24 protein-coding genes are annotated in these 25,512 nt (G+C 63.1%); 17 read left to right on the top strand and 7 right to left on the bottom strand.

All coding sequences use genetic code 11. The features are described from left to right. Positions 1 to 120 precede the first annotated feature (120 nt). The 3 genes from IV112_RS21530 to IV112_RS18175 all read left to right on the top strand — a co-directional run bounded on the left by IV112_RS21530 (position 121) and on the right by IV112_RS18175 (position 1,329). Positions 121 to 303, top strand: a complete 183-nt coding sequence (locus IV112_RS21530; RefSeq protein ID WP_368500637.1) for a hypothetical protein — start codon at positions 121 to 123, stop codon at positions 301 to 303. Further along, the gene (locus IV112_RS18180; protein ID WP_304005882.1) at positions 284 to 640 is read left to right on the top strand and encodes an XRE family transcriptional regulator; all 357 of its coding nucleotides are present in this window, start codon (positions 284 to 286) and stop codon (positions 638 to 640) included. Before IV112_RS21530 ends, IV112_RS18180 begins: the two co-directional genes overlap by 20 nt. Positions 641 to 1,110: 470 nt before the next feature. Next, positions 1,111 to 1,329: a helix-turn-helix transcriptional regulator gene (locus IV112_RS18175; RefSeq protein WP_304005880.1), complete on the top strand. Its 219-nt coding sequence runs from the start codon at positions 1,111 to 1,113 to the stop codon at positions 1,327 to 1,329. 890 nt (positions 1,330 to 2,219) lie between these two features. On the opposite strand, the gene IV112_RS18170 is transcribed toward IV112_RS18175, so the two are convergent. From IV112_RS18170 to IV112_RS18155, 4 genes are all read right to left on the bottom strand, one after another. Further along, positions 2,220 to 3,434: an ImmA/IrrE family metallo-endopeptidase gene (locus tag IV112_RS18170; protein ID WP_304005878.1), complete on the bottom strand. Its 1,215-nt coding sequence runs from the start codon at positions 3,432 to 3,434 to the stop codon at positions 2,220 to 2,222. A 42-nt stretch (positions 3,435 to 3,476) separates the two neighbouring features. Beyond that, positions 3,477 to 3,761 (bottom strand): type II toxin-antitoxin system HigB family toxin, encoded by a 285-nt coding sequence (locus IV112_RS18165; protein ID WP_304005876.1) that lies wholly within the window; start codon positions 3,759 to 3,761, stop codon positions 3,477 to 3,479. Between the two features lie 580 nt (positions 3,762 to 4,341). Then, positions 4,342 to 5,094: a PEP-CTERM/exosortase system-associated acyltransferase gene (locus tag IV112_RS18160; protein WP_304005873.1), complete on the bottom strand. Its 753-nt coding sequence runs from the start codon at positions 5,092 to 5,094 to the stop codon at positions 4,342 to 4,344. A gap of 59 nt (positions 5,095 to 5,153) precedes the next feature. After that, positions 5,154 to 5,966, bottom strand: a complete 813-nt coding sequence (locus tag IV112_RS18155) for an outer membrane lipoprotein-sorting protein (RefSeq protein WP_304005871.1) — start codon at positions 5,964 to 5,966, stop codon at positions 5,154 to 5,156. 53 nt (positions 5,967 to 6,019) lie between these two features. Here IV112_RS18155 and IV112_RS18150 point away from each other — a divergent pair, with 53 nt between their 5' ends. Genes IV112_RS18150 through IV112_RS18135 form a run of 4 tightly spaced genes read left to right on the top strand, consistent with a single transcriptional unit; the run spans position 6,020 to position 10,520 of the window. Next, complete coding sequence (locus IV112_RS18150; protein ID WP_304005870.1) at positions 6,020 to 6,772, top strand: ABC transporter ATP-binding protein; 753 nt, start codon at positions 6,020 to 6,022, stop codon at positions 6,770 to 6,772. Then, positions 6,769 to 8,166: a DUF1302 family protein gene (locus IV112_RS18145; RefSeq protein WP_304005868.1), complete on the top strand. Its 1,398-nt coding sequence runs from the start codon at positions 6,769 to 6,771 to the stop codon at positions 8,164 to 8,166. The genes IV112_RS18150 and IV112_RS18145 overlap by 4 nt, the downstream gene beginning before the upstream one ends. Before the next feature lie 18 nt (positions 8,167 to 8,184). Then, positions 8,185 to 9,318, top strand: a complete 1,134-nt coding sequence (locus IV112_RS18140; protein WP_304005866.1) for an NAD-dependent epimerase/dehydratase family protein — start codon at positions 8,185 to 8,187, stop codon at positions 9,316 to 9,318. After that, entirely contained in the window at positions 9,318 to 10,520 is a 1,203-nt protein-coding gene (locus tag IV112_RS18135; protein WP_304005864.1) for a glycosyltransferase, read from the top strand. The genes IV112_RS18140 and IV112_RS18135 overlap by 1 nt, the downstream gene beginning before the upstream one ends. Positions 10,521 to 10,627: 107 nt before the next feature. Here the strand turns inward: IV112_RS18135 and IV112_RS18130 are convergent, their stop codons facing one another. The 3 genes from IV112_RS18130 to IV112_RS18120 form a co-directional block, all read right to left on the bottom strand. Next, a complete protein-coding gene (locus IV112_RS18130) occupies positions 10,628 to 11,641 on the bottom strand; it encodes a PEP-CTERM sorting domain-containing protein (RefSeq protein ID WP_304005861.1) in 1,014 nt (337 codons plus the stop codon). 181 nt (positions 11,642 to 11,822) lie between these two features. Then, positions 11,823 to 12,893, bottom strand: a complete 1,071-nt coding sequence (locus IV112_RS18125; RefSeq protein ID WP_304005860.1) for a molybdopterin biosynthesis protein MoeY — start codon at positions 12,891 to 12,893, stop codon at positions 11,823 to 11,825. Positions 12,894 to 12,917: 24 nt separating this feature from the next. Next, positions 12,918 to 13,793: a ThiF family adenylyltransferase gene (locus tag IV112_RS18120; RefSeq protein WP_304005859.1), complete on the bottom strand. Its 876-nt coding sequence runs from the start codon at positions 13,791 to 13,793 to the stop codon at positions 12,918 to 12,920. Between the two features lie 110 nt (positions 13,794 to 13,903). On the opposite strand from IV112_RS18120, the gene IV112_RS18115 reads away from it, so the two are divergent. The 10 genes from IV112_RS18115 to IV112_RS18070 all read left to right on the top strand — a co-directional run bounded on the left by IV112_RS18115 (position 13,904) and on the right by IV112_RS18070 (position 25,508). After that, a complete protein-coding gene (locus IV112_RS18115; RefSeq protein ID WP_304005857.1) occupies positions 13,904 to 15,133 on the top strand; it encodes an ABC transporter permease in 1,230 nt (409 codons plus the stop codon). Positions 15,134 to 15,138: 5 nt separating this feature from the next. Further along, entirely contained in the window at positions 15,139 to 16,350 is a 1,212-nt protein-coding gene (locus IV112_RS18110; protein ID WP_304005855.1) for an ABC transporter permease, read from the top strand. Between the two features lie 84 nt (positions 16,351 to 16,434). Next, complete coding sequence (locus IV112_RS18105) at positions 16,435 to 17,061, top strand: XrtA/PEP-CTERM system exopolysaccharide export protein (RefSeq protein ID WP_019916726.1); 627 nt, start codon at positions 16,435 to 16,437, stop codon at positions 17,059 to 17,061. A 42-nt stretch (positions 17,062 to 17,103) separates the two neighbouring features. Beyond that, positions 17,104 to 18,720, top strand: a complete 1,617-nt coding sequence (locus tag IV112_RS18100; RefSeq protein WP_304005852.1) for an XrtA system polysaccharide chain length determinant — start codon at positions 17,104 to 17,106, stop codon at positions 18,718 to 18,720. A 9-nt stretch (positions 18,721 to 18,729) separates the two neighbouring features. Further along, positions 18,730 to 19,740 (top strand): XrtA-associated tyrosine autokinase, encoded by a 1,011-nt coding sequence (locus IV112_RS18095; RefSeq protein ID WP_304005850.1) that lies wholly within the window; start codon positions 18,730 to 18,732, stop codon positions 19,738 to 19,740. Positions 19,741 to 19,758: 18 nt separating this feature from the next. Next, a complete protein-coding gene (locus IV112_RS18090) occupies positions 19,759 to 21,261 on the top strand; it encodes a TIGR03016 family PEP-CTERM system-associated outer membrane protein (protein ID WP_304005848.1) in 1,503 nt (500 codons plus the stop codon). 82 nt (positions 21,262 to 21,343) lie between these two features. Next, the gene (locus tag IV112_RS18085) at positions 21,344 to 22,462 is read left to right on the top strand and encodes an XrtA/PEP-CTERM system-associated ATPase (protein ID WP_020165894.1); all 1,119 of its coding nucleotides are present in this window, start codon (positions 21,344 to 21,346) and stop codon (positions 22,460 to 22,462) included. Further along, positions 22,459 to 23,607 (top strand): non-hydrolyzing UDP-N-acetylglucosamine 2-epimerase, encoded by a 1,149-nt coding sequence (gene wecB / locus IV112_RS18080; RefSeq protein WP_304005846.1) that lies wholly within the window; start codon positions 22,459 to 22,461, stop codon positions 23,605 to 23,607. Before IV112_RS18085 ends, wecB begins: the two co-directional genes overlap by 4 nt. A gap of 1 nt (position 23,608) precedes the next feature. Beyond that, positions 23,609 to 24,463, top strand: coding sequence for an XrtA system polysaccharide deacetylase (locus tag IV112_RS18075; protein ID WP_020165892.1), 855 nt, complete (start codon positions 23,609 to 23,611; stop codon positions 24,461 to 24,463). Next, complete coding sequence (locus IV112_RS18070) at positions 24,453 to 25,508, top strand: FemAB family XrtA/PEP-CTERM system-associated protein (RefSeq protein ID WP_296813225.1); 1,056 nt, start codon at positions 24,453 to 24,455, stop codon at positions 25,506 to 25,508. The genes IV112_RS18075 and IV112_RS18070 overlap by 11 nt, the downstream gene beginning before the upstream one ends. The last annotated feature ends 4 nt before the right edge of the window (positions 25,509 to 25,512 follow it).

Below are 25,512 nucleotides of genomic sequence, written 5' to 3'. Positions count from 1 at the left end.
CGTTCCTGTCCATGTCCCCATCCCTGTCCCCCGCTCCGGAGACCGCGCCCATGCGTCTGCTCACCCGCCTGACCCTGACAGAAGGAGTTGCGCTTCTCCTGGAACGGTCAGGTCTGACGGGTGGCATTCGCGTTTGATCACCAACGACAGGCCATTCTGCTGGTTGGGGGCGACAAAGGCGGCGCGGATCAGCGCAGGTTTTACAAACGCCTGATCCAAGTCGCCGATGAGCGCTACGACGAACACGTGGGCAGTTTGTCCCAGCAGAGCAAGGAGAACCATCATGGCAAGAAAACTCGATGACGTCATGGCTGCGCTGCCCAAAGCACGCCAGCGGCGGGTGAAAGCGCGCGCCATGGAACTAGCCACCCTCAAGGATCTGCGCTTGGCAGCTCAGCAAACGCAGGAGCAACTGGCCACCACGTTGGGCGTGGGTCAGGACGCCATTTCCCGCCTGGAAAAGCGTAGTGACATGCTGCTCTCTACCCTACGCCACTACGTAGAAAGCATGGGCGGCAAGCTGGAGCTCGTGGCCCAGTTTCCCAACCGACCGCCAGTGGTGATCGAACATCTCGGCGTGGATGCAGGCCCCGATCACAAGCCGGCTGGCGCTGGTCGCAGGGCTCGGGCAACGGCTTGAGTTCCGGGCCTTGCGGACGGTTTCCGACCAGCTACGGACGGTGATTCATATTCGGAATTGCCACTAATACCGATGCCAAACTGTGTATGCAGTTGGGCGTTTTTCTTGGAGTCCCGCGTACCTGCGCGGGTTCGTGCGGATTCCTGCCGACTTCGCCCCGGCCGTAGATTCTCATTAAAGACAAGAAAAAGTTTATTAGAGGCGAGAATAATCCCCTGCTTCCAGCCGAAGGCGGACTCCGCATCGCGATAGCTTGGCTGTCTTGGTTGTTCATGCTCGTTGGCTGTGGACTCGCCTTGGTTCCTCCTCCCGCACACCCTATAGCGCGGGGAGTTATACAGCGCGTGCTCTGACGAAGTCACACGCTCCAGAAGTGTTTAAGTCTGCAAGCTACACAGAGAGGGACAACAATCGTGTGGTCCTCCGCGTGCTTTGTGTGCGGTAACTCACTCCCAAACTCAACACAATCGATGGAAAAACTGAACAAGCAGCAGGTCGCGGAACGGCTCCAGATTTCGGTGCGAAAGCTGGAGAAAATGGTCACAGATCGCGAGTTTCCCCCGGCCGTTCGAATCGGCAAGCAGTGTCTTTGGAGTGAACGGATTGTGCAGCAATACGAGCAGAGTCTGTTCTCAGCCCAAGAGGCTTGGCGGGCGGCGATGCCCACCGTGATCCCTCCGACCCCTTGAGATTTGCTTTTCCTCAGTTGGGCTCGCGCAACACCGCATAGTGCGGAGGGGCGTGGTGAGCATGGTTCATAGGTTGGTGAGGGGGGGGGGCTCGGCACGACTATTCCGAGAGATCCCTGCGTTCCCCACCTGAACCGCCGCTTGGGGGGTGGGGCGGTTCAATCGGCCCACCCGATGCCCGCACAGAGCATCGGGTGGCAACAGTGATTACTTGCCCTTTGATTTTCGAGAACCGGACTTTTGGGTCAGAGCCGATGCTGCAACCGATTTGACGGATGCAGGTGTGCGAGGATTGCTCAACAACTTGGCAGCGGTCGATGCAACGCGGGCGGACGTGTGTTCGTTCGTCGTTTTCTTGGAGGACATTGGATTTTCCTTCTCAGTTCGCGGAAAGAGGGAAGACGGGAGTCAGTTCGTGCTGATTCCCGTCTGGGATGGGTCAAACGAACAACTGCATCTGACCCGGATGCGAGCGCCAGTGCTGGCATACAGCTTCCCGGCGTCCGAATCGGAACCGGGTGTATGCGCGCACAAAAACGCTCTTCCATCGGTGGTGGGCCATGGCCAACTCCTCATGAAAGTTGAGAGGGTTTGGGCTTGTTAGCACACCGCGAACTGTTAAAATCCGCCGTCCGTTCAAGACATGATGTGCATGGGTGGTTTGGTAGCCCCCTATTCACCTCACCAAAGGCTCTGGAGTGTTGGTAGCACTCCAGAGCCTTTTTCTTTGGCGGCGACGGTTGGATTCAGGCCCAACTGCGCAACACCGTGATCCCTGCCAATCCGCTCGGTTACTCAATGATGAGTTCGATTCTGGACTGGCAAGTCGATTGCATGATAATCCCAAAAACGGATTTTTGGTTAGGTTTGTTCCCGTTTTGGGACTTTTTTCACTGGCTCAGGATCTGGCTGACCTGCCCCGTTTTGCCGATGAGGTGCGAGAGGAGACGGAAGTTCTTCTCTTCATGGCGCAAGCGTCCTGCCACGATTGAAGGATGTACGCCGATCTCGTCAGCGAAAGAAACGGCGTCCTCAGGCAGTAGTGTTTGACGCACTTTGGCGTTACGCCAACTCTTTTCAGGGATCAACGCCTCCTGGGCCATAGCATCGGCTTCCGCTTCGACCTCTTGGGGGTTGCTGCGGTCCAGGTCGTCGATGAATACGGGAGAGTCGGGGGTTAGGTGCTTGGCAACGTGCGCCAACTCGTGGAGCAACGCAAACCAGAAGTTATCGAATCGGTCGTGCCGCAACGTCAAAGCCACGATTGGTCGGTCGTCGTCTAGTAGCGCAGCGCCATCGAGAAAGGTGCGTTTAAAGTGCTTCTCGATGACAAGCGTGATGCCGTGGCGGGCGAGATACTCCCGCGCGAGCTTCGGGCCTTCATCGAAAGTCGAGAGCTTGGCAAGCTCACGCAACCAGGTGGGTGTGATGGTTCCTTGCCTGTACTCTCTGGCGATGTTGATAGTTCGCGCTTGCCGCAGGACACACAAACGCCAGGCCAAGAGAGCCATCTCATCGGCTTGCCGATCCCCACGTTGATGCATGGGGGCGCGCAGAAATGTTGGGCTGACTCGCTTGGGCAGCAGGTCGCGCATGAATCTTCGAACCAAGTCTTCTGCATACTCTTTGAGACGCTGCGCGTTCCCTTCGAAATCTCCGAAGCACCCCCGCTCCTGCATTTCTTTAAGCGGGAAGCGGGTGAAGTCCAGTTCTGGCTCTTGATCGACGACTGCTCTAGCTGTTTCGACATCTTCGATCAAGATGTCAGCGGGAATGCCCAAGCCTTGGTTGAGTCGGCGAATCATGGGCAGGGACAGCGGACGCTTGCGCGACAAGACCTCCGAGATCTTTGAGATCGAGCCGATGTAAGGGATGAGATCCTTGCGGGAGAGATTCATCTGATCCATCCGGAAAAGAATCGACTCAATCGGATCCGCCTTGACGGGGGGGACGGTCTGCCGTTCGAAGTCCTGAATGACCAAGGCTAGCAACTCGAGCTCGTTTTCCTCCTTGGAGTTGGCCTTCGGGTTAAGCGACATGAGAGCAGACAGGCGCGCCATTGCTGCTTCGTAGTCTTCCGCACTCTTAATGATCTTTACGTTCATCGCCGTTTTCACCCCTCGTTTACTTGCCTGACACACATGTGCCTAGAGCTTTTTCTTGTCGTACTCGGCATGTGTTCCCACCCACTCAACCACAACCAGCCCGTTCTGATATCGGACCTTGACCACAAGCCGATATGAGTTGCCCTTGATGTTAAAAATGACCCTGTTGTCGGGTAAGAAGTCCGCGCTCCTGTATCTGCGCTTGATGTCCTGTGATGTTTTCCAGTCTTCACGCTCGACATCCGTCTGCCACGCGTCCAGTGACCCACGCGAGGCTGCATGATTTTTTTTGAATGCCTCGAGTACGGGCAAACCCAGAATGCGCATGTGGGGCCGGTGTGTTCATGTTCAGTCCTGCATTGTATTTCCCAAAACGGGAAGCGTCAATTTTAGAAGGAGTGCTGAGTGGGAAGTTGGCGCTTGCCGGCGCAGGAAAGCTCGGTTGCGCCAGGATGTTTCGGCGAGTCAGCCCGGAAGCTCGATATCAATCGATCTGGCCGTGCAGTGTTCCGAAAGGGGGGGGGGCTCTGGTGCCGAGCCCGAGGCCCGGCGCATCGAGAGTGTTCAGAGGAAGAGTGCTTGGGACGTGTCCGGCGCGCGCTGCACAACTGGTGTGAAGCGTGCCTCTGTGGCACTCTTTTACGGTGCGTGGTGCGCCAGATTTTCTGACATTTTTCTGGCACAAGCGCATGCGAGCAGGTGCGATTAGGTGCAGAGGTGTGCACCTAAGTGCCTGTTTTTACGAGTGTGTGCGTGTAAATCTGACCGCTGATTCGGCTTGAAAATCCGCGTGTCGGTGGTTCGATTCCGCCCTTGGCCACCAGAATTCTCGGCGCGTACTCTGCGCACAAACAAAAAGGGCCTCGCGGCCCTTTTTGTTTTTTGTCCCTCCGGAACCGTCACCCGCTCACGCGGCGTTCCGTGCCAGATACTTCCCTCGCATCTCCTCCAGCAGCTGGTCATACAGCGGCTGCATGAACGGCGGCAGATGCGCCATCAGTTCCTTGCGGTAGATGACCGACGGCACGCGCTTGCCGCGGTGCTCCACCGCCTGGCCAATCAGGTGGATGCGGAAGCCCAGCGCACTCAGATGCCGGGCGAGTCGCGCCTCGGTCAGCGTGAAAAGATGTTCGACGTCGTGCAACTCGGCGGCTGCAAGCAGGCCGAGGTAGAGACCGACCGGAATATAGGGGAAGCGGGGCTGGTCCCGCGTTCCCATATCCTCTTCCGAAATGGCGATCGGACCGCCGCTGTCGCCCTTACGTTTGCGGTAATCCGACAGCACCGCGAGGCGTGAGATCTCCACCATGCGCCGACGGTCGATGCAGGCCGGATCGATGATGCTGCGGTCGATTACCGTTTCGCACAGGTGTTCGAACGGGAGCGGTTTCGCAAGGTCGTCCGGGTCTGTCTGTACCAGCCGCACACAGCCTACGATGCGACCGCTTGCCTGCGCGCGCAGCGCGATCTGCAGCGAGTGCGCGTCGAAACCGTCGGTCTCCTCGTGGTCGGGGTTGGTGGCTTCGTAGCCGAGTTCCTGGCAGTAAACCTCGTGCCGGACGCGATAGACCTCGTGCTTCATCGCCTCGTCGACCGCAGCTTCCACCGCGAAGTACTTGGCGAAATTTTCCTTGAGGTTTCCGACTTCAAGCAGAAACATGATGTTGTCCGACCGTGTATGACGCCGCGGGTGCATCCCGCGTGCGTGGCCTGCTGACCTTACTGTAGTTTCTTCAGGTATTCCTTGTCGAACACCTTGTCGGGGATGTCTCGCAACTGCATCGACGCGTACTCGAGCGTCGACTGCTCGCCCTGCTTCAGTGCGTCCTGCATGACCAGACGGGTCGGGCGGAGTTTGCCGCCCAGCGTCTTGTATTCATCATAGATGCAGGTCTTCAGCAGTTTGTCCGATAGGGAGTAGAACTCGGCCTTGTGCGGCGCGTTGTTCGATGCGCGCACCCAGAGCAGCACGCGCGAGTAGGTGACGCCGCGATCGACCGCTGTCAGTTCAAGCACGTGATGGTCATGACCATCGAGCTTCTCGGTGCGCAGCAGCTTGGGTGTGTAGTCGCCGGAAAAGTTGGCGCGCGCCAGATCGCCGTTGGCGACCTGGCCGGTCAGGCGCTGGGCCAGCGACAGGCGAACTGGCTGCGACACGGTGGGCAGGAACACCCACAGATCGCGCGCCTTCATCAACAGGATCTGGCCGCGCTCGGAAGCCGGCTCGACCGTCTGTACGATGGTGTTCTCGTTACCCTTGGAAAGGATGCGGTACTTGCGGAATTCTTCGCCACTGGACGTGGTCGAGGTGACGCTGACTTCGACCTGGAAGGGCTCCCGCGGGAAGCGGATGGTGTCGGCCTTTTCAAGTATACTCGCGGCATCTTGGGCAAAGGCGGACGGCGCGATGCAGAACGGTGCCGCAAGAGCTGCAACAGTTGCAAGGATCCGCGCGAACGTCTTGCGCCGGTGCGACGATGGGCCGGTGGTTGTGGCGTCGCGCATGCCGAGCGGGGTGTTCGGAACATTCATTTTTTTGTCTCCAGCACCGGGCGCATGACCCGTCTTCTGAACCGGGCTTCCTGATGAACAACGTCGTCCAGATCCGGAATGTGAGCCGCAGCTACATGCTCGGCGGACAGCAGGTCAATGCGTTGAAGAATATCACGCTGGATATCGAGGACGGCGTGTTCATTGCCATTGCCGGGCCCTCCGGCAGTGGCAAGTCCACCCTGCTGAACCTGATCGGTTGCATCGATACACCGACTTCGGGGCAGATCCTGATCAACGGTCAGGACGTGTCGGGGCAGACGCCGGACGAACTGGCCAGTCTGCGCGCGCGCACCATCGGTTTCATCTTCCAGACCTTCAATCTGCTGCCCGTTCTGTCGGCCTACGAGAACGTCGAGTACCCGCTTCTGCAGTTGCCTGAGGTCAGCAAGGACGAGCGCGCGAAGCGGGTGAAGTACTTTCTCGACATCGTCGGCCTCGGCCCGAAGATGCATCATCGACCGAACCAGTTGTCGGGTGGGCAGCGCCAGCGTGTGGCGATTGCCCGTGCGCTGGCAGTGCAGCCGGCAATCGTGCTGGCCGATGAGCCGACTGCCAACCTCGACCGCAAGACCGGCGATTCGATTCTCGAACTGATGCGCGAGATCAATCGCACGATGAAGACCACGTTCATCTTCTCCACCCACGACAAGCGCGTGATGTCGATGGCCGACCGTCTGGTGCGCATCGAGGACGGCGAACTGACCGCGCTCGGCGTACAGAAATCACCGGGCGAATGGGCCTACGTCAAACCCCCGAAATCCGCCACTCTGCAGGCTGCTTCATGACGCACTTCGATCCACTTTCCGCCCTGCGCCGCCTGCCCCTGGCGGCGCTGACGCTGGCACTCCTGCTCGGAGGCCGGGCCGCGCCGGCGGCCGATGCGCTCGACGACCTTTTCGTCGAACCGGCCCCCGAAGCTGCCGGTGATGCGCAGGGCAAACCGAAGGCCGATGAGGAGGCCTCGTCGTCGATGTCAGGCTGGCGCGGCTTCAGCCAGTTCGAGCTGGCGCGCACGGTGGCAGGCAACAGCCACTGGTCGAAAGCGCGCTGGCGCAACGAGCTCGGCCGCAGCGGCAGTTTCGGTCAGGGCATCAAGTGGAAGGCCGTGGGCCGCGTCGATTACGACTTCGCCTACGGTTGGGAGAGCGACTTCTACCCGGCCGCCGTACGCGACGACCGGCGCAGCGAATTCGCATGGCGCGAGGTCTATCTCGACATGCCGGTCGGCGATGTCGAACTGCGCCTCGGTCGCCAGCACATTGTGTGGGGCGAAATGGTCGGCCTGTTCTTCGCCGACGTGGTGTCGGCGCGCGACATGCGCGAATTCTTCACGCAGGAATTCGACCAGCAGCGCATCCCGCAGTGGGCAGCACGCGCCGAGTACTTCAAGAACGATTGGCGTGCCGAGCTGATCTGGGTGCCCTATGTGAGCGTCGACAACATCGGCCGCTTCGGCGGAGATTTCTACCTGACGCAACCTGACCTGTCGGGCATCAGCGCGACCTACGACGCGCAGGTCCGGCCGGACCGCAAGCTCAGCAACTCGAACTACGGCCTGCGAGTCGGTACTCTGGTACAGGGCTGGGATCTGGCCGCCTTCTACTACCGCAGCCTGGATGTGAATCCGACCTTCAGTCGTCGATTCGTCGCCCCGACCGCAGTGGTCTACACGCCGCGACACGACTGGATTCATCAGTATGGTGCAACGCTGACCAAGGATTTCGGCAGCTTCCTGCTGAAGGCCGAAGCGGTGCTGACCTACGACCGATACCTTCCCGTGTCACCGCTGTCGGCACGGCCCGACGGGCTGGTCCGTCAGGACATGGTCGACTACGCGATCGGCATCGACATTCCCTTCATGTCCGAGTCGCGCCTCAATCTCCAGTACTTCGAGCGCGCCCACATGGACAAGGCGCCCGACCTGCTGGCGAGCCGTCGCGAGAACGGCATGGCGGTGCTGTACAACCACAAGTTCGACGAGCGGCTTGAAGGCGAGCTGCTGTGGGTGCAGTCGCTGGTGCGCAACGACTACATGTTCCGCCCCAAGCTGATCTGGCGCGTGCAATCCAACTGGCGTGCGCAGTTCGGCGCGGATCTGTTCGGCGGCAATTCCAATGGCTATTTCGGGCGTTTCGGCAACTCGGACCGCTACTACGGCGAGCTGCGCTACTCCTTCTGATTCGGGCGGAGGTGCCACATGCGAGTGCTGATCACGGGCGGTGCCGGCTTCATCGGCTCACACACGGCGGACGCGCTGCTGGCCGCCGGCCACAGCGTCCGTGCGCTGGATATTCTCGATCCGCAGATTCATGGCGAAGGCGGCCAGCGGCCGGCCTATCTCGCGCCGGAGGTGGAACTGCAGGTCGGTGACGTCTGCAATGCCGACGACGTCGCGCGCGCGCTCGACGGCATCGACGCGGTCTACCACTTCGCTGCGCTGACCGGCGTCGGCCAGAGCATGTACGACATGACCCATTACGCGCGGGTTAATGGGCTGGGCACGACCACCCTGATCGAGGGCATCGTCAAGGGTGGCCATGTGCTGAAGCGGCTGGTGCTGTCATCGTCGCGTGCGATCTACGGCGAGGGCGCCTATGTCTGCCGTGAGCATGGCGCCCAGTTTCCGGGCGCTCGCTCGCGTGAACGCCTGCAGGCGGGCAAGTTCGCGATGCCCTGCCCGGTTTGCGGCGATGATCTCGACGCGGTGCCGACGCCGGAAGACAAGGTGTCAGAGCCGTTCTCGGTCTATGCGATCACGAAGAAGCATCAGGAAGATTACGTTCGCTACGCGGCGAACACCTTCGGTATTCCGGCGGTCGTGCTGCGTTACTTCAACGTTTTCGGCTCGCGTCAGTCGCTGAAGAATCCCTACACCGGCGTGGTATCGATCTTCTATTCGCGCATCTGCGCCGGTCAGCCGATCTCGGTGTACGAGGGCGGCTTGCCTGTGCGTGACTTCGTGCATGTGTCCGACGTCGTTGCGGCGAACATGCGTGCGCTGGTTGCCGACGTGGCGCCGGGCTCCGTCTTCAATGTTGGCGCCGGCGAGGCGAGCACGATCGCCGACATCGCCAACGCGCTCGCACGTGCAGTCGGCAAGCCGGTGACGATGGAGGACAAGGGAGAGTTCCGTGTCGGCGACATCTTCGGATGCGTTGCCGATCTGGCGCACTCGCGCGCAGTGCTCGGTTACGAGCCGGCGCGTACGCTTGATCAGGGCATGGCGGAGTTCGCCGCTTGGGCGGGCGGACAGCCGTCGGAGGACCGCTATCAGCAGACCGTCGCCGAACTGACGCGCTTCGGCCTGTTCGGTCGCGCCGGGGGCGCCTGATGTCGACCCGCCGCCGCGTTCTGTTCGTGGCGGAGGCGGTATCCCTCGCGCATGTCGCCCGGCCGGTCGTGCTGGCATCGAGTCTCGCGGCGCAACATGACGTGTCGGTCGCGTCCGCACCGGCCTTCGATCTTTGCTTTCGCGGAACGGATCTTCGCAGGCTCGGGCTGGAGAGCATTCCGGCCAAGCTCTTTCTCGATCGCCTTGCTGCCGGTGCGCCGCTGTACACCCGTGCCGAGCTCGAGCGCTATGTCGAGGCCGACATCGCGTTGCTGCAGCGCGAACGTCCCGATGTGGTGATCGGCGATTTCCGTCTGTCGCTGAGCGTTTCGGCGAGGCTTGTCGGCATCCCCTACTTCGCGCTGTGCAACGCACACTGGAGTCCGTGGTCTGCGCATTCACGCTTTCCCCTGCCGGACATCACACTGACCCGGGTGCTCGGGCCTGCGCTGGCAGAGCCGATTTTCCGGCTCGCGCAGCCACTCGCCTTCCGTCTGCACGCCGGGCCGCTCAACGCGGTACGCAGAAAGCATGGCCTGAGCGGCTTTCCCGATGTGCGCCATGCCTACACCGACGGTGATCTGACGCTGTACGCCGACACGCCGGGCCTAGTGCCGGTGCGTCCGGACTGTCCGCCCAACCACCATTTCATCGGGCCCATCATCTGGTCGCCCTCGATGCCGCTGCCGGACTGGTGGACGTCGATGCCGTCCGGGCCGCTTGCCTACGTCACGTTGGGTTCCACCGGACGGGTCGATCTGCTGCCGGAGGTATTTCGCGCGCTGGCCGATGCGCAGGTCAATGCGATGACGGCCACGGCGGGGCGCTCGGACGTGGCTTCGCCCGGACCGCACTGTTTCGTTGCCGACTATCTGCCGGGGCTCGAAGCCGCCGCGCGCGCCGATTTCGTCATCTGCAATGGCGGAAGTGCGACGGTCTATCAGGCCTTATCGACCGGCACGCCGGTCATCGGTCTGTGTTCGAACATGGATCAGTTCCTCACCATGTCGCGTGTGGTCGATGCCGGGGCGGGGATTTCATTGCGTGCGGGCAGCGCGAACTATGAACAGTTGCGGACGGCACTCGGGCGCATGGTCGGGGATGACGGTGCAGGTTTCAGGCGGGCCGCAAAAGCGGTTCAGCAGGACTTCGCCAGTTTCAATACCCGCTCGATTCTGAACGGGCTGGTTGTATCCGCATAGCGGGGTTCTGGCCGGGCAGCGACGGGTTTGGAACGTGCGCTTTCGAACGCGCAAAAGAAAAACGGGAGCTTTCGCTCCCGTTTTTCATGCTGCTTCGACTACCTGAATCAGACCTTGCGGCGACGGGCCAGAGCCAGACCACCGAGTGCCAGGCCGGCCAGAGCCAGCGTGCCCGGCTCAGGGATACCTTGCACCGGACCGTTGAAGTCGGTCTGGAAGATGATGTCCGGGCCGGCTGCAACGCAACCCGTCGGGCCGCAAACCGTGCCACCGTTCACCGCACCGATGTTCGGCACTTGGCCGGCGATGATGGCCGACGGATCAACCGACTGGAACGGCAGGTTCTGGCTGATGTTGGTCACCAGGAAGGAGATCAGCTCTTCATTCCAGAAATCCGTGTCGATGAAGTTCGGCAGAACGGTCAGCAGATCGAATTCCGGCGTGGCGCCCGAACCCGTCACCGACGGGGTGCCGGACAGCGGCGAAGTGCCGTTGAGCGGCTGGCCATCGCTGCCCACCGTGCCCAGGGCACCAGTGTTCGCGTTGAAGTTGGACACCGAACCTGCAGCGCCCGGAGCGATCGTGCCGTCGAACACCAGCGTGCCGGTGTTGAAGCCGGTGCCGGCCGCGTAGTTGGCAGCGGCGTCGGAATCCAGATCCTTCACATAGACGCGGAAGTAGTTGTTGGTCTGGACCTTGGCGAAGTCGAACACGGCGATGTTGGCGCCCGGCACGCTCACGGCGGTGGTCACGACTTCCTGGTAGGCCAGTTCGAACGTGATTTCGTACTTGCCGGCGGTGCTGCCGGAACCGTTGTACAGGCCGCTAGCAGCGGCACCGGTGCCGCCCTGCAGTACGGCCAGACGGCCTTGCGAGAACACGTTGAAGCCGTAGCCCATGCCACCGTTCATGCCTTCGACGGTGCCACCAGCCGGGTTGTTGATGAAGTTGACGAAGGCTTGGTTGCCGCCTTGCGCCAGAACCGGGGACGGTGCCCAGTCGAAAGCGGTGATGCCGTTCACGTTGCCGTTCGGCGTGGTGATCGAAACCGGCGCAGCGTGCGCGGCAGCGAAAGTGCCTGCCAGTGCCACTGCAACTGCAATTTGCTTGAACTTGATCATTTCATTGACTCCGTTTGTTGGCTTGGGAGAACCACGGTTGGCTATAAGCAATCGGCGGGCCAGTTTTCTCCGTGTGTTTTAGTTTGTTGAATATAAACAAGAAAAATCTGTGTCTTGGGTGGCTGTGGCGGTTGGCGGACGCGCCCTGCCGCCGCGTGTAAAGTTCACCGACATTCTGGTTTCAAGACTCTTCGTGGTTCTGCAACCGTTCGAGGGGCAGGCGCAGTGACCGGCCGGGGATGTTTCGGCTGCGACCGATGCGGCACGCCCAGACCGCGCGTTCCACGTCCTCTTCCGGCAGCAGGCTGCCCAGTCTTTGCGCCAGATCGTCGGCGCGGGCGAGCGCTTCGCCGTTCTCCGTGAATCGCCGCCCCGCCCGTGCGTACTGGTTGAAGATGAGCGGCGTCATCTCGGGCTGTGACTGGAGCCCCAGCTTTTCCACTGTCAGCCAGAGCCGTTGCATGGCGCGGCCGGTAGCGACGTAATCGTCGATGCGGTCTGGGCGGGTTGGCGCGATCATGAAGGCGTGAGCAGAGCACGCGATGCCTGGAATCAGGTCGAGTTGCAGCCGTGGTGCGAAAGTGCCGAAGAGCCACCTGTTAAAGAATTCGACGCGGCTCCAGCTCGCCATGACGAAACGCATCAGCTTGCCGGTGAGCGGGTCGACGCCGACGGCTGCTTCGGGGATGCGGTCCTCGCTGAATCGTGCGCCCCACTCGATCACGCGGCTGTGAGTCTGGAAGGCTTCCGGAATGGTCAGGCGGATCTGCGCGCTGTCGAAATTTAGCTTGGCGATGCGCAGGCGATCCCGGAATCCGCCGAACCAGACGATACGGTAGGGAAACACGGCAGCGTCCAGCGCCTGCCGCTCCTCGTCCGTCAGCGGTCGGCTGCCCATCGCACGGCGCTGCACGGAGCGCGTCGTGATGCACGGGAGCAGCGGGTCGGGCGCGACGGACGGGTCGGCGATCAGCCGGATGTCGAACTGCAGATGAGTGTCCGGCGTGTCCGGCCGGCGAGCTATATCGGCGCGAAGGCCGTGGGCTGTTGCTGCGATGGACAATGTTTCCAGCATCGCGCCGACCGCAATCTGGCTGGCGTGCCCTTCGAGGTCATAGACGCACCAGTGTCGGGTGTCGAAACCATGCACCCGCACGTGATCGTCGGCGAGCACCTCGAAACGCCAGATCTGGGTGTTGTCGCCGCTTGGCGCCCAGCGCGCGAGGTCGAGGATCTTGTCTACGGTGCGCATTCGTTTCTCCGGTGAGCTGCGTGTTCAGCGGGCGTTGATCTGTTTCAGCAACTGGCGCCGACCGATTGCAAGAATGAGCCGCTGCAGCGGGTGCCGGTTTCCACCCGGGCGCCAGGTGCGCACCATCCGGTTGCGGTAAGCGTCGAACTGCAACGCCCACGGTGCAGCCCGGACTTCGCCGCGGCCGAGCAGAAGCTTGACCGTTTCCGCCGCAGCGACGCCCGCGCACAGATTGCACCCGATCATCGTCGACGGGCCTTTGCGCCCTGCGAGGTCGATGCGCCAGGGCTCGACCAGATAGGGGCGATGCAGTCCGGCGGGGGCCAGGCCGACCAGGAATCTCAGCGCCTGTTCGGTCTCGTCGTGGCCCTCCAGCTGGAAGTAGTCCTCGAAACTCATGCCGCGCGGCGAAAACACGAGCAATCCGGTGCCCATCCCGAGCGGGGCTGCCGTCACCGCCGGGATGCCCAGGCGGTGGCAGGCTGCGAAGGTGGACCTGCGGGCGGAGAAGGCGAAGAAATCGAGGCCGTCTACATAGACATCGCAGCCCTGCAGGAAGGCGTCCGGCTGCTCCGGTGCCACGCCTTCCGGGAAGCACGTTATTTCGGCCTCGGGATTGATGTCGCGCGCCTGTTCGGCCAGCACCTCGATCTTGGGCCGATCGACCGTGCTCATCATGGCGCCGACCTGCCGGTTGAAATTGTGTACACCGAAGGTGTCGAAATCGGCGATGCGGAATCGTCCGATGCCGAGCCGGGCCAGCGTCAGCAGGTGGGCGCCGCCGACACCGCCGAGGCCGGCGATGGCGACCGTGCTGCGCCGAAGTCGGGCCTGTTCGGCCTCGGTGAACCAGCCGAGGTTGCGGCTGAAGGCCTCGTCGTAACTGAAAGCAGAGCTCATGGCGTCGCCTTGTATGTCCGTTGGCTGCGGGGCATGCTTCCGGGACATCGGATGGTGAGGTAAAAACTGTTATGCTGGCAATACCTTAGCATCTGAAGTCTTGAATTCGCATGAAGTTTTGGCTGCTCGACCTTTGGCTTGCGATGCGCAGCGTGCTCCGCCAGGGGCGACGCACGCTGATTGCCATCGGCGCGGTGAGCTTCGGTGTGATTGCGATGATCCTGTCGGCCGGGTTCATCGAGTGGTTGATGGAGGGAATGCGCGAATCCACCATCAAGTCGCAGCTGGGCCACGTCCAGGTGGTGCGACCAGGGTATGTGGAACGAGGCACCTCCGATCCCTTCGGATTCGTGATCGATGGTGAGGACGCGGCGCAGCGCAAGGTCGAGCAGGGTGAGGGCGTCAAGGTCGTGGCGCCACGTCTCAGTTTCAACGGCCTCGCCAGCAAGGGCGACAACACGCTGGCCTTCCTCGGCCAGGGCGTCTTGGCAAAGGCGGAAGCGGTGCTGTCGAGTTCGGTCACGATATCGCGCGGGCGCAACCTGTCGCCCGACGGCGTCAACGAAATGATCATGGGGCGGGGGCTGGCAGCCAATCTGGGCGTCACCGTCGGCGACACCGTGGTGCTGATGACGACGACCGCCGCTGGCAACGTCAATGCAGTCGAGGCGCCGGTCGTCGGCATCTTCATCTCCGTCAGCAAGGAATACGATGATTCGGCGTTGCGCATGCCGCTGGCGCTGGCGCAGCAACTGGTGCGGGTGAATGGCGCGCAGCAATGGCTGGTGCTGCTCGACGACACCGACAAGACCGACGCCAAGCTGGCCGAACTGGGCAAGGTGCTGCCGGCCGCGAACTTCGAACTGGTGCCCTGGTATCGCCTGTCCGACTTCTACAACAAGACGCGCGATCTGTTTGCCAGCCAGGTCAACGTCGTGCAGTTCATCATCCTGATGATCATCGTGCTCAGCATTTCCAACACGCTGTCGATGAGCGTGATGGAGCGCGTCAGCGAGATCGGGACCTGCATGGCGCTGGGCCTGACGCGGGCGCGCATACGGCGCATCTTCATGTCGGAGGGCGTGATGCTCGGTCTGGTCGGCGGCGGGCTCGGGGTGGTCATCGGCTGTGCGCTGGCGCTGGCGATCTCGGCGGTCGGCATTCCGCTGCCGCCGCCGCCCGGCATGGAGCAGGGGTTCGACGGCGAGATCCGGCTGACTTTCGGCATCGTCGCCAAGGCGCTGGCGATTGCCGTGGTCAGTGCCTTCGTGTCCAGCCTTTACCCTGCCTGGCGAGCGTCGCGCATGAATATCGTCGACGCACTGCGGCAGAGTCGCTGAACGCCATGTTCAAGCTCGCACTCCGCAACATCCTCCGGCAGAAATCGCGGACCGCGATGACGCTGGCCGCCATCATTTTCGGCGTGGCAGGACTGATCCTGAGCGGCGGCTTCGTCGCCGATGTGCTGACGCAGCTGGGCGAAGCGACCATCCACAGCCAGCTCGGTCACGTGCAGGTGTTCCGCAGCGGCTTCTACGAGCAGGGGGCGCGTTCGCCCGAGAAGTTCATGATCGACGACGCCGACAAGGTCGCCGAGTTTGCCGCCCGCATGCCGGAGGCGGACGCGGTGCTGCAACGCGTCAATTTCACCGGCCTGCTGAACAACGGCAAGGCGGACTGGGCGGTCATGGGCGAGGGCGTTGAGCCGGACAAGGAAAACCGGCTCGGCACCTTCGTCCGGATCACCGCCGGCCGGGCGCTGCGCGACAGCGACACCGGCGGCATCCTGATCGGCGATGGCGTCGCCAAGGCCCTGGCGCTGGCGCCGGGCGATACCGTCACGCTCATCATGAACACGGCCGACGGCGCATTGAACACGACGGAATTTGCGGTGGTCGGGGTTTTTCAGAGCTTTTCGAAAGATTTCGACGCCCGTGCCGTAAGGATTCCCATCGCGGCAGCTCGAAATCTGGTTGCGCGTGACGGCTCCAACGCCATCGTGTTGCTGCTGCACCGGACGGCGGACACCTGGCGGGTGAAGGACCTGCTGGTACCCAAGCTGGCGTCGCTGGGTTTCGACATCCGCGACTGGGTGCAGCTTTCGGATTTCTATTCGAAGACCGTGGAGCTCTACCGCACCCAGTTCGGCGTGCTGCAATGGATCGTGCTGATCATGGTGCTGCTGAGCGTCTTCAATACTGTAAACATGAGTGTCTTCGAGCGTGTCGGTGAATTCGGAACGCTGATGGCGCTCGGAAATTCGCGAGGATACGTATTCCGGCTCGTGCTCGCGGAAAATGCCCTGCTCGGTCTGACCGGCGCGGCGATCGGCGTGGTGGTGGGGGTGCTCGTTGCGCTGGCGATCAGCGAGGTGGGCATTCCGATGCCGCCTCCGCCGAACTCGAATGTGGGGTACACGGCGTCGATACGTGTGCTGCCCGAAACCGTGCTGCTGGCCTTCACGGTGGGATTGGGCGCGACCGTGGTGGCGGCCTTGCTGCCGGCACGCAAGGTTTCGCGTACGCCCATCGTCGATGCGTTGCGGTACAACATCTGACCGGTCGTGACGCATTAGAGCGCGCGTCCGGATGCGTTGGCTATGATTCGCGGCTTGTCTGGCTGCTGTCCTGTGGAGGATGCAATGTTGAGTTCTGACCGTCTGATGTCCGCACTGCGCGTGCTTGCGCTGCTGCTCGTGCCGCTTGCCTTCACGGCCTGCTCGTCGTCGCCCTATCCGGCCGCGCCGACTCAGGCTTACAGCGACGACTACAACTACATCCTGGGTCCCGGTGACTCGGTGAACATCGTCGTCTGGCGCAACCCCGAAATCTCGTCCACGGTCACCATCCGCCCGGACGGCAAGATCACCGGCACCCTGTTCGAGGATCTGCCGGCTGCCGGCCGCGACCCCACGACGCTGGCGCGCGAGATCGAGCAGGTGCTGTCGAAGTACATCCGTGACCCCATCGTGACGGTCATCGTGGCCGGCGGCATCGGTCCCTACAGCGAGCAGATCCGCGTCATCGGCGAGGCGGCCAAGCCGCAGGCGCTGGCCTACAAGCAGAAGATGACGCTGCTGGACGTGATGATCGCGGTTGGCGGCATCACCGAATTCGCCGACGGCAACGCGGCCACCATCCTGCGCACTTCCGAGGGCGACAAGCAGTACAACGTGCGCCTCAAGGATCTGGTCCGCCGCGGCGACGTGACGGCCAATGTCGACGTCAAGCCGGGCGACATTCTCATCATTCCGCAGAGCTGGTTCTGAGCAGCTCAGTCATGAGGCGTCCGCCGGAAGGATCGTGTAGCTGTGGATGATTTTCTGCGCCAGTTTTCTGGCTATCTCAGGTCGGCGTGGGGCTATCGCTGGATAGGCCTGCTGGTCGCCTGGGTGGTCGGCATCATCGGCATGGGCGTGGTGCTCGTGCTGCCGGACCAGTACCAGGCGTCGGCGAAGATCTATGTCGACACCCAGTCCATCCTGCGTCCGCTGATGTCGGGTCTGGCCGTACAGCCCAATCTCGACCAGCAGATCAACATGCTGAGCCGCACGCTGATCAGCCGGCCGAACATCGAGAAGCTGATCCGCATGGCTGACCTCGATCTCGAGGCCAAGACCAAGACCGAGCGCGAAAAGCTGATCGACGATCTGATCGCCAGCGTGAAGCTCACCAGTTCCGGCCGCGACAACCTCTACATCGTGTCCTATCGCGATCAGAAGCCGGCGCGGGCTCAGAAGGTGGTGCAGGCCATGGTGACGCTGTTCGTCGAATCGGGCCTCGGCAGCAAGCGACAGGATGCGGACCAGGCGCGCAAGTTCATCGAGGAGCAGATCAAGGCCTACGAGGCCAAGCTTCTGGAGGCGGAAAACCGGCTGAAGGAGTTCAAGCTCAAGAACCTCGAACGACCGGGCGGTGGGCAGAAGGACTACTTCGGCAGCCTGGGCGAGGTGCAGGCCCAGCTCAACCAGGCGCAGCTCGACCTGCGCGAGGCGACCAATTCGCGCGACGCGCTGAAGCGCCAGCTGCTGGGCGAGGAACCGACCATCAGTGCCGACAGCTCGGCGATGACCTTCGCGCCGTCCGGCCCCGGTGGCCCGTCGACCGCCGAGATCGACATGCGCATCTCCGGCATGAAGAACGAGGTCGAAGGCTTGCTGCAGCGCTATACCGACAAGCACCCGGACATTCTCCAGCTGCGAGCGCGGATCCGTAACCTCGAGGAAGAGCGCAAGCAGATCATCGAGAAGCACGCGGCCGAAGCGGCCAAGGAGGCGGAAGGCAAGCCGGCGGATGCCAAGCCCGAGGCGAAGCCGGTGGCCGGCGGCGCGCAGATGCCCAATCCGGTCTACCAGCAGATCAAGGTCGCACTGGCATCGGCCGAGGCCTCGGTCGCGTCGCTGAGTGCGCGCGTCGGCGAGTATCAGACGCGTCTCGACGCATTGAAGCAGTCGTCGCGACTGGTGCCGGAACTGGAGGCGGAGTTCAGCCAGCTCAACCGCGACTACGAAGTGCATCGGACCAACTACAACAACCTGGTGTCGCGCCGCGAATCGGCCTCGATTTCGGAAGAGATGGACGCGACCGGGGTGGCGGAATTCCGTCTGATCGAGCCGCCGCGCGTCGATCCCAAGCCGGCGGCCCCCAATCGGCTCATCCTGCTGACCGTGGTGCTGGCAGCGGCCATCGTCGTCGGTGGTGCGGCATCGTTCGCCGTATCGCAACTGCGACCGGTGTTCCACGACGGCCGGATGCTGGCCGAAGTGGCCGGCGTACCGGTGCTGGGTTCGGTGTCCATGCTGCTCGCGAACGAGCGCAAGCGTTACGAGCGTCGCCGCAGCGTCGTGTTCTTCGGCGGTCTTGGCGGGCTGGTGGCCGCCTATGTGGCGATGCTGGCTTTCGTGTCGCTCGTGATGCGCAGCGCCTGAGGATAGATCATGAGCATCATCGAACAAGCAATCGAACGAATGGCCCACCTCAAGCGGGCGGGCGTCGATATCGGCGAGGAACCGGCAGCGGCGCCCGAGGCGCCGCCGGCGGCTGCGCCTGCTGTCGCGCCCGCGCCCGCGCCTGCTCCCGCGCCCGCGCCTGCGGCGGTACCTGTCGCCGCGGTGCCGCCGGCGGGTGAAGCCGCCGCGCCGGTGCAGGTGGTGGGCGGAGCCCCCATTGATTCATCCCGCTACGTCGAACTCGATCTGGCGCGACTCGACGGGATGGGTCTGGTCGTGCCGTCGGCACCGCGTTCGCAGATCGCCGAAGAATTCCGCGTGATCAAGCGCCCCATTTTGGCCAACGCCCACGGCAAGGGCGCGGCGCCGGTCGACAACGGCAACCTCATCATGGTGACCAGTTCGGTGCCGGGTGAGGGCAAGAGCTTCAATTCGATCAACCTCGCGATGAGCATCGCGATGGAACTTGACAACCGTGTCCTGCTGGTCGATGCCGACGTGGCACGCCCCTCCATCCTGAACCTGCTCGGCTTGCCGCCGGCCAAGGGGCTGATGGACGTGCTGCTCGACGAGGATGTCGGTCTGCCCGACGTCCTGCTCCGTACCAACGTCGAGAAACTCACGCTGCTGCCGGCCGGCATGCCGCACAAGAACGCCACCGAACTGCTGGCCAGCGGTGCGATGCGTTCGCTGCTGGTCGAACTGGCGCACCGCTATCCGGACCGCATCATCATTTTCGATTCGCCGCCGCTGATGGTGACGACCGAGGCGCCGGTGCTTGCGCAATCGATGGGGCAACTGGTCATGGTGGTCGAGGCCGGGCGCACCACGCACGCGATGGTGAAGCAGGCGCTGGCCAAGGTACAGGGCTGCCCGGTCAAGATGCTGGTGTTGAACAAGGCGCGCTATGCCCGTACCGATGGCTACTACGGTTACTACGGTTACGGTTACGGCTACGGCTCCGAAACCGGTTATCGCGACGCGGCCAAGGCGGGTTGAATGAGGACAGGACGACCGATGCTTCGCCCGATCTCCCTGGCCATCCTGGGCATCGCCAGCGGTTTCGGTTCGGCGCATGCCGAAGGCTGGCGCCTGTCGACCAGCGCGTCGGTACAGATGATCGTGTCCGACAACATCAACTTCTCGCCGGTTGCGCCGTCGAGCGACGTGCTGACCGAAGTCACGCCGACCGTCGATCTGCGACGCAGCAGTCCGCGCCTGAAGCTCAATGCCAATTACTCGCCGCGGATGATGTATTACGCGGACGACACCTTCCCGTCGCGCATCGCGAACAACATGAGCGCGAACGGGTCGTTCGAGGTCGTCGACGACCTCTTCTTCCTCGACGCCAAGGCGAGTCAGACGCAGCGTCGGCGATCGGTGTTCAACGCCCAGCCCAACCTGCTGAACAGCACGCTGGGCGATTCGACCGAGACGCGGGTGTTCTCGTTGTCGCCGTCGATGCGCGGCACGGTCCGGCTCGGCGACATCGCGACATGGAAATCCAGCTACACCATCGCGCGCAGTGAATCGTCGCGCCGCGAGGGCGCACTGACCACCCGCACGTTCTCCGGCACGCTGCAGGGCGCTCCGGCGACGCTGAGCTGGAAGGGCGTGCTCAGTTCGCGCGTGACCGACTCGGGCAATGCCAACAACAGCGAACGCGAGAGCATCGTCGGTTCGCTGATCTACAAACCGGATGTCCAGATCGAACTGACCGGCCGCTACGGCTACGAAAAGTCGACGATAGGCAATCGGCGGGACGGCGCCACCTATGGCGGCGGCCTGGACTGGCGTCCGTCGCAGCGCACGGCTCTGTCGCTCGATTACGACGAGCGGCCGTACGGCAGTACCGCCAACTACAAGCTGTCGCATCGTCTGCCCAGGACAGCTTTCAACGCGGCCTACACGCGCAACATCGTGAGCCGGATCGACACCTTGCTCGAAGGTTCGGGTCTGGAAGATCTTTACGAGACGCTGGCCTTCGTCGAGCCCTACGCGAGCATCGCCGATCCGGAAGAGCGGCGCGATGCGATCCGTGCCGATGCGCTGGCCGGGCGTATCCCGGGCTACGGTTCGCTCGATTCGCCCATCCTGACCGACCGCGAATACCGGCGCTCGCGCTGGTCGCTCGGCGTGGTGCATACCGGTGCCCGCAACACGCTGTCGTTCACGATGTACCAGTCGACCAACGACAGCGGAATCGGCTCCGTCGGCGGATCCCTGGTCGGCGATTTTGCCGAGGCTTCGGTCATTGTCCAGAAAGGCTGGACCATCGGTCTGTCGCACCGGCTCTCGCCAGTCAGCTCGCTGAACTTTTCGCTGACCTCGTTCGACACCAGTGGGCGTGTGACCTCCCGCACGACGACCGAGCGCAACGTCTTCAATGCGACTTATTCCACGGCGCTCGGTGCCTACACCAGCGGCTCCATTGGTCTGCGCATGATGCGTGGCACAGTCGCCGCCGGCGATGTAGACGAAAATGCACTGATCGCCACGGTGAGTACGCGCTTCTTCTGACGCGGGCGCCGTGATGCGCAGGCTGCCGAACCGTGCAGCGCCACCGAAGCCCTGAGGGGCGGGTACCCAACGATCGAGATCCATGTACGAGTCTTTCTACGGTCTTTCCGGCAAGCCTTTCCAGCTCAATCCCGATCCGTCGTTCTTCTTCGGCAGCAAGGGCCACCGGCGCGCGCTCGCCTACCTCGAGTACGGTCTGCATCAGAGCGAAGGCTTCATCGTCATCACCGGCGAGATCGGCGCCGGCAAGACCACGCTGGTGCGCAGCCTGCTGCAGAAGCTTGATTCGAAGAAGGTGGTGGCGGCGCAGCTGGTCAGCACCCACCTCGACGCCGAAGACACGCTGCGCCTGGTCGCTGCTGCCTTCGGCCTGCCGAACAAGCAGCTGAAGAAGGCCGACCTGCTGCTGTCGATCGAAATGTTCCTGCTGTCGCTGACGGCTGCTGGCAAGCGCGCACTGCTCATCGTCGATGAGGCGCAGAACCTGACACCGCGCGCGGTCGAGGAACTGCGCATGCTGTCGAACTTCCAGCTCGGCGAGCACGCGTTGCTGCAGAGCTTCCTGGTCGGTCAGCCGGAATTCCGTGAAACGATGCAGAGCCCGCACATGGAGCAGCTGCGTCAGCGGGTGATCGCGTCCTACCACCTCGGGCCGATGGACGCGGCCGAAACCGAGGCCTATATCGAGCACCGCCTGAAGCACGTTGGCTGGCGCGGGTCCCCCGCCTTCCAGGCGGGGGCGCACGAAGCGATCTTCAAGGCGACCGAGGGCGTGCCGCGACGCATCAATACGCTATGCGACCGCCTGATGCTGGCCGGCTTCCTCGGCGGAGCGACAGCCTTCACCGCGCAGGACGTCGCCGGCGTGGTCAGCGAAATCAAGGACGAAGCGGGCGACGCCGCGGCTGCCGCCGCGATGGCCAAGCGGCCGGACGGCCCGATGCCGTCCGACACGGCGGCGCACGCCGCTTTCAACGGCGCCGGGCTGCGCGGTTCGCCGGCGCTGTTCGATCTCGACATGTCGCAGTTCCGACTCGACGCCGACTCGGCGCAGCGGGTGCGCGACTACGTGAACGCGCATCAGGCGGGCAATCTCGAAGAACGCCTGTCACGGATGGAGCGTACGCTCGAACAGACACTGGCCCTGCTGTATGAAATCGCCGAGCGCTCGACCGAGCAGGCGGACAAGGAGGCGGAATGAGCGCTGCCCAGGTAATCGCTCCGGTGCTGTGCGTCGTCGGCGCGCGGCCGAACTACATGAAGATGGCGCCCATCCTGCGCGCCTTCGACGAGCACGTGCCGACGATTCCGTGGGTGCTGGTGCATACCGGCCAGCACTACGATCACGCGATGAACGAGCGACTGTTCAGCGGGCTTCGTCTGCCGACGCCACACCACAATCTCGAAGTCGGCTCCGGTACGCACGCGGTGCAGACCGCCGAGATCATGAAACGCTTCGAACCGCTGGTCGATGACCTCAAGCCGTCCTGCGTGCTGGTCGTGGGCGACGTCAATTCGACGCTGGCCTGCGCGCTGGTCGCGGTGAAAAAGCACGTGCCGGTGGTGCATGTCGAAGCCGGACTGCGTAGCGGCGACCGCGCGATGCCGGAGGAAATCAACCGCATCCTCGTCGATCGCATTTCCGACCGTCTGTACACGACCGAGCGCAGCGCGCTCGGCAATCTGACTGGCGAAGGCGTCGACGCCTCGTGGGTGCATTTCGCCGGCAACGTGATGATCGATTCGCTGCTGTCCAGCCGCGCGCTGGCGGTGCCGCCGGCGAAGACGCTGGCCGAGCACGACATCGACCCGGCGCTGATCGCCGACGGCCGCTACGGTGTCGTGACGCTGCATCGTCCGAGCAATGTGGACGATCCCGAACAACTGAAGCGTCTGGCCGCGATGCTGACGCAGGCGGCGGCACGGCTGCCGCTGCTGTTCGCGATCCATCCGCGCACGCGCGGCAATCTGGAGAAGTTCGGCCTCGGTGCGCTGCTCGACAATCCGCGCATCGCATTGCTGCCGCCGCTCGGCTATCTCGAAATGCTCGGCCTGATGAGTGGTGCGACCGTCATGATCACCGACTCCGGCGGTCTGCAGGAAGAGACGACGGCGCTGTCGGTGCCCTGCCTGACCTTGCGCGAGAACACCGAGCGGCCGATCACGGTGGAGCAGGGCACGAACACCGTCATCGGCGCCGACGAGGCGCTGTTCGTGCGCAGCCTCGACGACATCCTCGCCACCGGCGGCAAGCGCGGTCGCGTGCCCGAATACTGGGACGGCAATGCCGCACAGCGCATCGCCGCCGACCTGCACGACTGGCTGCTGCAGCGGAGCGCGCACTGACATGAGCGCCCGGACCGATATCCGCAACGCCTTCACCGTCGACGTCGAGGATTACTTCCAGGTGTCGGCGCTGGCGCCCTATATCGAGCGCAGCCGCTGGGATTCGATCGAATGCCGCGTCGAGCGCAATGTCGAGCGCATCCTTGCGCTGCTGGCTGACAGCGGCAACCGGGCCACCTTTTTCACGCTGGGCTGGATCGCCGAGCGTCATCCGGACATGGTCAGGCGCATCGCCGCTGCCGGGCACGAGATTGCCAGCCACGGCACCGCCCATCTGCGTGCGACCGAACAGTCGCCGGCCGAATTTCTCGACGACATTACGCGCGCCAAGAAGGTGCTGGAAGACATCACCGGTGTCGAGGTGCGCGGCTACCGTGCGCCCAGTTTCTCGATCGGCCACACCAATCCGTGGGCGCTCGACTGCGTCGCGCAGGCGGGCTACCGCTACAGCTCCAGCATCTATCCGGTCAAGCACGACCACTACGGCATGCCGGACGCGCCGCGTTTCCCGTTCGCGTCGCGCGACGGTCTGATGGAAGTGCCGGTCACCACCGTGCGCATGGGCAGCCGCAACCTGCCGGCCGGCGGCGGCGGCTACTTCCGCCTGCTGCCCTATGCCACCTCGCGCTGGCTGCTGAGCCAGGTGAACAAGCGCGACGGCAAGCCGGCGATGTTCTACTGCCATCCGTGGGAAATCGACGCCGACCAGCCCCGCGTGCAGGGCGTCGATGCCAAGTCGCGCTTCCGCCACTACATCAACCTGCACCGCACCGAAGGCCGTCTTGCCCGCCTGATGCGTGATTTCCGCTGGGGCCGGATGGACGAAGTGTTTCCGGAGATCGCCCGTGCGGCCTGAGGCGGAGTTCATGACTGCAGTCACCGTGCGCGCACCGGCTGACGCCGATCGCGCGAACTGGAATGCCTTCGTCGAAGCCTGCCCGACGGCGAGCTTCTTTCACCTGTTCGAGTGGCGCGACATCATGCGCGACGTGTTCGGTCACGCCACGCACTACCTGCTGGCTGAGCGTGGCGGTCGCATCTGCGGCGTGCTGCCGCTGGCCCAGGTGAAGAGCCGGCTGTTCGGCCACTCGCTGGTATCGCTGCCCTTCGGGGTCTATGGCGGTGTCGCGGCGGACGACGACGAAGCGGCGCTGGCGCTCGAAGCCGAAGCGCAGCGCATCGCGCAGTCGCTCGGCGTCGATCACCTCGAATTCCGCAACGTCGAGGCGCGCCATTCCGACTGGCCGACCGAAGACCTGTACGTCACCTTCCGCAAGCAGATTTCGCCGGACGTCGAAGAGAACATGAAAGCCATCCCGCGCAAGCAGCGCGCGATGGTGCGCAAGGGCATCAACAACGGCCTGAAGGCGGTGTTCGACGCCGACAACAGCCGTTTCTTCGAGCTGTATTCGGACAACGTGCATCGCCACGGCACGCCGGCGATGTCGCGCCGCTATTTCGACACGCTGCGCCGCACCTTCGGCGAGCGCTGTTCGGTCATGACGGTCGAAGGCCCGGACGGCGCGCTGCTCAGCAGCGTCATGAGCTTCTATTTCCGCGACGAAATCCTGCCCTACTACGCCGGCGATGCGGTGGCGGCGCGCGACCTCGCGGCAAACGACTTCAAGTACTGGGAACTGATGCGCCACGCCTGCGAGCGCGGCATCCGCGTGTTCGACTACGGCCGCAGCAAGCAGGGCACCGGTTCCTATTCGTTCAAGAAGAACTGGGGCTTCGAACCGACGCCGCTGCATTACGAGTACTGCCTGTACAAGCGCGACAGCCTGCCGCGCAACAACCCGTCGAACCCGAAGTACAGGCTGATGATCGAAGTGTGGCGCCGCATGCCGCGCAGCTTCGCGAACACGATCGGGCCCTTCATCGTCCGCAATCTGGGCTGACCGG

This window comes from Methyloversatilis discipulorum, assembly GCF_018780585.1.
GTDB classification, from domain to species: Bacteria; Pseudomonadota; Gammaproteobacteria; order Burkholderiales; family Rhodocyclaceae; genus Methyloversatilis; species Methyloversatilis discipulorum_B.
This window is presented reverse-complemented; position numbering and strand designations above follow the sequence as displayed.

What these genes read in the sequence shown, in the direction of transcription:
- IV112_RS18180 (WP_304005882.1), top strand. Translation starts at nt 284, where the DNA reads ATGGCAAGAAAACTCGATGACGTCATGGCTGCGCTGCCCAAAGCACGC.
- IV112_RS18175 (WP_304005880.1), top strand. Translation starts at nt 1,111, where the DNA reads ATGGAAAAACTGAACAAGCAGCAGGTCGCGGAACGGCTCCAGATTTCG.
- IV112_RS18170 (WP_304005878.1), bottom strand. Translation starts at nt 3,434, where the DNA reads ATGAACGTAAAGATCATTAAGAGTGCGGAAGACTACGAAGCAGCAATG.
- IV112_RS18165 (WP_304005876.1), bottom strand. Translation starts at nt 3,761, where the DNA reads ATGCGCATTCTGGGTTTGCCCGTACTCGAGGCATTCAAAAAAAATCAT.
- IV112_RS18160 (WP_304005873.1), bottom strand. Translation starts at nt 5,094, where the DNA reads ATGTTTCTGCTTGAAGTCGGAAACCTCAAGGAAAATTTCGCCAAGTAC.
- IV112_RS18155 (WP_304005871.1), bottom strand. Translation starts at nt 5,966, where the DNA reads ATGAATGTTCCGAACACCCCGCTCGGCATGCGCGACGCCACAACCACC.
- IV112_RS18150 (WP_304005870.1), top strand. Translation starts at nt 6,020, where the DNA reads ATGAACAACGTCGTCCAGATCCGGAATGTGAGCCGCAGCTACATGCTC.
- IV112_RS18145 (WP_304005868.1), top strand. Translation starts at nt 6,769, where the DNA reads ATGACGCACTTCGATCCACTTTCCGCCCTGCGCCGCCTGCCCCTGGCG.
- IV112_RS18140 (WP_304005866.1), top strand. Translation starts at nt 8,185, where the DNA reads ATGCGAGTGCTGATCACGGGCGGTGCCGGCTTCATCGGCTCACACACG.
- IV112_RS18135 (WP_304005864.1), top strand. Translation starts at nt 9,318, where the DNA reads ATGTCGACCCGCCGCCGCGTTCTGTTCGTGGCGGAGGCGGTATCCCTC.
- IV112_RS18130 (WP_304005861.1), bottom strand. Translation starts at nt 11,641, where the DNA reads ATGATCAAGTTCAAGCAAATTGCAGTTGCAGTGGCACTGGCAGGCACT.
- IV112_RS18125 (WP_304005860.1), bottom strand. Translation starts at nt 12,893, where the DNA reads ATGCGCACCGTAGACAAGATCCTCGACCTCGCGCGCTGGGCGCCAAGC.
- IV112_RS18120 (WP_304005859.1), bottom strand. Translation starts at nt 13,793, where the DNA reads ATGAGCTCTGCTTTCAGTTACGACGAGGCCTTCAGCCGCAACCTCGGC.
- IV112_RS18115 (WP_304005857.1), top strand. Translation starts at nt 13,904, where the DNA reads ATGAAGTTTTGGCTGCTCGACCTTTGGCTTGCGATGCGCAGCGTGCTC.
- IV112_RS18110 (WP_304005855.1), top strand. Translation starts at nt 15,139, where the DNA reads ATGTTCAAGCTCGCACTCCGCAACATCCTCCGGCAGAAATCGCGGACC.
- IV112_RS18105 (WP_019916726.1), top strand. Translation starts at nt 16,435, where the DNA reads ATGTTGAGTTCTGACCGTCTGATGTCCGCACTGCGCGTGCTTGCGCTG.
- IV112_RS18095 (WP_304005850.1), top strand. Translation starts at nt 18,730, where the DNA reads ATGAGCATCATCGAACAAGCAATCGAACGAATGGCCCACCTCAAGCGG.
- IV112_RS18090 (WP_304005848.1), top strand. Translation starts at nt 19,759, where the DNA reads ATGCTTCGCCCGATCTCCCTGGCCATCCTGGGCATCGCCAGCGGTTTC.
- IV112_RS18085 (WP_020165894.1), top strand. Translation starts at nt 21,344, where the DNA reads ATGTACGAGTCTTTCTACGGTCTTTCCGGCAAGCCTTTCCAGCTCAAT.
- wecB (WP_304005846.1), top strand. Translation starts at nt 22,459, where the DNA reads ATGAGCGCTGCCCAGGTAATCGCTCCGGTGCTGTGCGTCGTCGGCGCG.
- IV112_RS18075 (WP_020165892.1), top strand. Translation starts at nt 23,609, where the DNA reads ATGAGCGCCCGGACCGATATCCGCAACGCCTTCACCGTCGACGTCGAG.